The organism is Nonomuraea sp. NPDC059194, from assembly GCF_042754765.1.
Taxonomy (GTDB): Bacteria; Actinomycetota; Actinomycetes; order Streptosporangiales; family Streptosporangiaceae; genus Nonomuraea.
Window position 1 is genome coordinate 1 of record NZ_JBHZBH010000094.1, and the last position, 4174, is coordinate 4174.

Genomic DNA, 4174 nt, shown 5'->3' on the forward strand with positions numbered 1-4174 from the left:
CTGGTGGCGAGCCTCTTCTCGCTGGTGTGGCAGGTCCAGGGTTCGAACCTGGGTAGGCTAAGCCGACGGATTTACAGTCCTGTGGCGATCATGCTCTGACCTGCCGATTCGTCCGTCTCCGCGTCTTTCCGGGAACGCATGGGGAACGATCAAGTTTTTTGGGTTCCCTCGATACGGGAACGCAACCCTGGCGGTGAGGTCCTGCGTGGGGGAGGACGCGATGACGGTGGTGGAGGCGCGGCTCTGTTCCGGCTCACCCCCACATGCGTGGGGAGGACTTGATGAGGACCGCGCGGTTGGGGTCGAGCGTCGGCTCACCCCCACATGCGTGGGGAGGACCTGCCCGGCACCACAGAGGGCATCCACCCGATCGGCTCACCCCCACATGCGTGGGGAGGACTTGGGCCGAGCACGACGGAGCCCTTGCCGGGCGGCTCACCCCCACATGCGTGGGGAGGACGACCGGTTCCCGGCCTGGTCGACGGCGATCACCGGCTCACCCCCACATGCGTGGGGAGGACGACCGGTTCCCGGCCTGGTCGACGGCGATCACCGGCTCACCCCCACATGCGTGGGGAGGACTGCTGCTCCAGGTTGCGTCCACGGACGTGGTGTAAGAGTTTTCGCTGGTGACAGGCGTGGCGCCGTGAAATGAAGACGGCCATCGCGTGATCCTTCGTGATTGCGAGTCAAGATCGAAGGAGAAGAAAGCGATGGCCGTGAACAACAGTGTGGACCCTGCCGCCTGGCTGGCTCAGCAGATCGAGCACGGGGATCCGGATCTGTTGCGATCCATGGTGAAGACCATGGCCGAGACGTTGATGTCGGCAGAGGCCGACGGCCTGTGCGGCGCCGGATACGGCCAACGCAGCGACGAGCGCACCAACCGGCGCAACGGCTACCGCTCCCGCGACTGGGACACCCGGGCCGGCACCGTCGAGCTCTCGATCCCCAAGCTGCGCTCGGGCTCCTACTTCCCGGACTGGCTGCTGGAACGGCGTCGGCGGGCCGAACAAGCGCTGATCAGCGTGGTGGCCACCAGCTACCTGCTGGGAGTGTCGACGCGGCGGGTGGACAAGCTGGTGGAGCAGCTCGGCATCAAGCACATCTCCAAAAGCCAGGTCTCGGAGATGGCCAAGGTGCTCGACGCCCAGGTGGAGGCCTTCCGCACCCGAGCCTTGGACGCCGGGCCGTATGCCTTCGTCTGGCTGGACGCGCTCACGCAGAAGGTGCGCGAGGGCGGACGAATCATCAACGTGCATGTCCTGGTGGCCACCGCGGTCAACGCCAACGGCCAGCGCGAGATCTTGGGCCTGGAGGTCACCTCGGCCGAGGACGGCGCCGGCTGGCTGGCCTTCCTGCGCGGCCTGGTGGCTCGCGGGCTGGGCGGGGTGCAACTGGTCATCTCCGACGCCCATGCCGGGCTGGTCGAGGCGATCGGCGCGAGCTTGCCTGGCGCGTCCTGGCAGCGCTGTCGCACCCACTACCTGCGCAACCTGCTCACCACCGTCCCGAAGTCGGCCCAGCCATGGGTCGCGACCTTGGTGCGCACCATCTTCGACCAGCCCACCACCGAAGCCGTCCGCCTCCAGCACGCCTGGGTCATCGACGCGTTGGAAGCCAAGTATCCGGCCGCGTGCGAGCACCTGGACGCCGCCCGCGAGGACCTCCTGGCCTTCGCCGCGTTCCCACGCGAGATCTGGAAGCAGATCTGGTCGAACAACCCGCAGGAACGGCTGAACAAGGAGATCCGCCGCCGCACCGACGTGGTCGGGATCTTCCCCGACCGCGGCTCGATCGTCCGTCTCGTCGGTGCGGTGTTGGCCGAGCAGACCGATGAATGGACCGAGGCCCGCCGCTACATGGGCTTGGATGTTCTGGCGAAAGCTCGCATGCGGGTTATACGGGGCGACACGCCGGCACAGAATCCACTACCGCAGACACTTACCGCTTAACCTGCAGAAACAGGATCACGCGAAGGTCAACTCATACACCACTTCGCTGGACGTGACCTTTCGCGTAGCCACGGCTCACCGCCACGTCGTGGGGAGGACGTATCGGGGCGAGCAGCCTGTCTCGGCGTCTACGGATCACCCCCACGTGCATGGGGAGGACCCGTTCCAGCTCCCGACCAAGGTGCAGTTCACCGGCTCACCTCCACGTGCGTGGGGAGGACAGCAGCACGATAGCCACCGTCTTGCCCGTGGACGGCTCACCCCCACGTGCGTGGGGAGGACGTGCCGCCCGCGGCAACGAAGTCGTCGATCTTCGGCTCACCCCCACGTGCGTGGGGAGGACCTTGGTCTCGATAAGAGATCACGAGACGAAATCGGCTCACCCCCACGTGCGTGGGGAGGACCGCAAGGAAGCCGAGCAGGAGAACGGCGGCACCGGCTCACCCCCACGTGCGTGGGGAGGACCGGGTGAGCTGGCGTGCCTCGACCTCGACGGGCGGCTCACCCCCACGTGCGTGGGGAGGATCCGCCGAGGTGAGCTGATCGGCTTTCGTGCGTCGGCTCACCCCCACGTGCGTGGGGAGGACTCCCGCATCATCACCAGCACGCGGGCGAAGTCCGGCTCACCTCCACGTGCGTGGGAGGACGGACGGCGCCCAGTGTAGATCTCGTCCATGAACGGCTCACCCCCACGTGCGTGGGGAGGACCCGGGTCACTTCCGGATCGACGGTCACGGCGCCGGTGACGACGACGGCTCACACCCACGTGCGTGGGGAGGACGGTGCGGATGGAGATGCCGTGTGCGGTGGCGGCGGCTCACCCCCACGTGCGTGGGGAGGACTGCAGGCCCGGCTGTACGCCGAGTTCGGTCTTCGGTTCACCCCCACGTGCGTGGGGAGGACTTCGGGGGGACGCGCCCGCCCGTGTAATGGACCGGCTCACCCCCACGTGCGTGGGGAGGACTCCTGCGCGGACCGCCAGGGCGGATTCGCCGACGGCTCACCCCCACGTGCGTGGGGAGGACAAGCCCCACACCGCGATGCCGTCGAGGCCGGGCGGATCACCCCCACGTGCGTGGGGAGGACAGGTTCAGATCCTCCAGCAGCCCATCGAGGTCCGGATCACCCCCACATGCGTGGGGAGGACTCCTGGTAGTAGTACACGGCGTCACAGTACGTCGGATCACCCCCACGTGCGTGGGGAGGACGGCCTGCGGCGCGGCTGGAGGCGGCTGGATGCCGGATCACCCCCACGTGCGTGGGGAGGACCTGCTGGAGGGCCGGGCCCGCGTCGACGGCGACGGATCACCCCCACGTGCGTGGGGAGGACTCCAGCGACCCGGAGCAGATGACCACCGACGACGGATCACCCCCACGTGCGTGGGGAGGACCGGCGCAAGACTGCCAGGGCCTCCTCGGCGCGCGGATCACCCCCACGTGCGTGGGGAGGACGGGGCGGTCAGCTCGGCCAGGGTCTCGTCGAGCGGATCACCCCCACGTGCGTGGGGAGGACGACTACGGCCGGGCCAACGACACCAGAGACGGGGGATCACCCCCACGTGCGTGGGGAGGACGACGCTTACACCGCTCAGCTGCCCATCAACACCGGATCACCCCCACGTGCGTGGGGAGGACGCGAGCCACCACCCAACGCTTCATCAGCTCGCCGGATCACCCCACGTGCGTGGGGAGGACATCTCCCACGGCCTCGCGACACCGGAGCGCAGCGGATCACCCCCACGTGCGTGGGGAGGACGACGGTGATGCCGCAACTGTTCTGCGAGATCGCGGATCACCCCCACGTGCGTAGGGAGGACGAACTCGCCGTCCTTCATGCCGAGACGGAAGGCGGATCACCCCCACGTGCGTGGGGAGGACGGCGTGGGCGGATGGATGGGTTACCGCTTCGGCGGATCACCCCCACGTGCGTGGGGAGGACCCCGGTCAGGCGTCCCCGTCGCCATCGATGACCGGATCACCCCCACGTGCGTGGGGAGGACTGAAGCATGACCGCCACCCTCCAAGACGCCCTCCGGATCACCCCCACGTGCGTGGGGAGGACAGACCGGCATGTCGCAAGCGCAACTCGCCGCGCGGATCACCCCCACGTGCGTGGGGAGGACCCCCTCCCTGTCAAAATAGACATAGGTAACAAACAGACATGAAACTCTGTGCTGAGGGTGGGGAAGGAGTCATCCCTTCGTGGGAGCAAGCGAACA

General features: G+C 67.8%; 1 protein-coding gene and 2 CRISPR repeat arrays. The gene reads left to right on the top strand.

Going from position 1 to position 4174, the window contains the following annotated elements; translation table 11 throughout:
* Window positions 1-188: 188 nt before the first annotated feature.
* Window positions 189-582: direct repeats of the CRISPR family, unit length 29 nt; unit sequence CGGCTCACCCCCACATGCGTGGGGAGGAC.
* 131 nt (window positions 583-713) lie between these two features.
* Window positions 714-1955, top strand: a complete 1242-nt coding sequence (locus tag ACFXJ8_RS43805; RefSeq protein ID WP_379651475.1) for an IS256 family transposase — start codon at window positions 714-716, stop codon at window positions 1953-1955.
* Window positions 1956-2029: 74 nt separating this feature from the next.
* A CRISPR array of direct repeats spans window positions 2030-4078; the repeat unit is 25 nt; unit sequence TCACCCCCACGTGCGTGGGGAGGAC.
* Window positions 4079-4174: the final 96 nt, after the last annotated feature.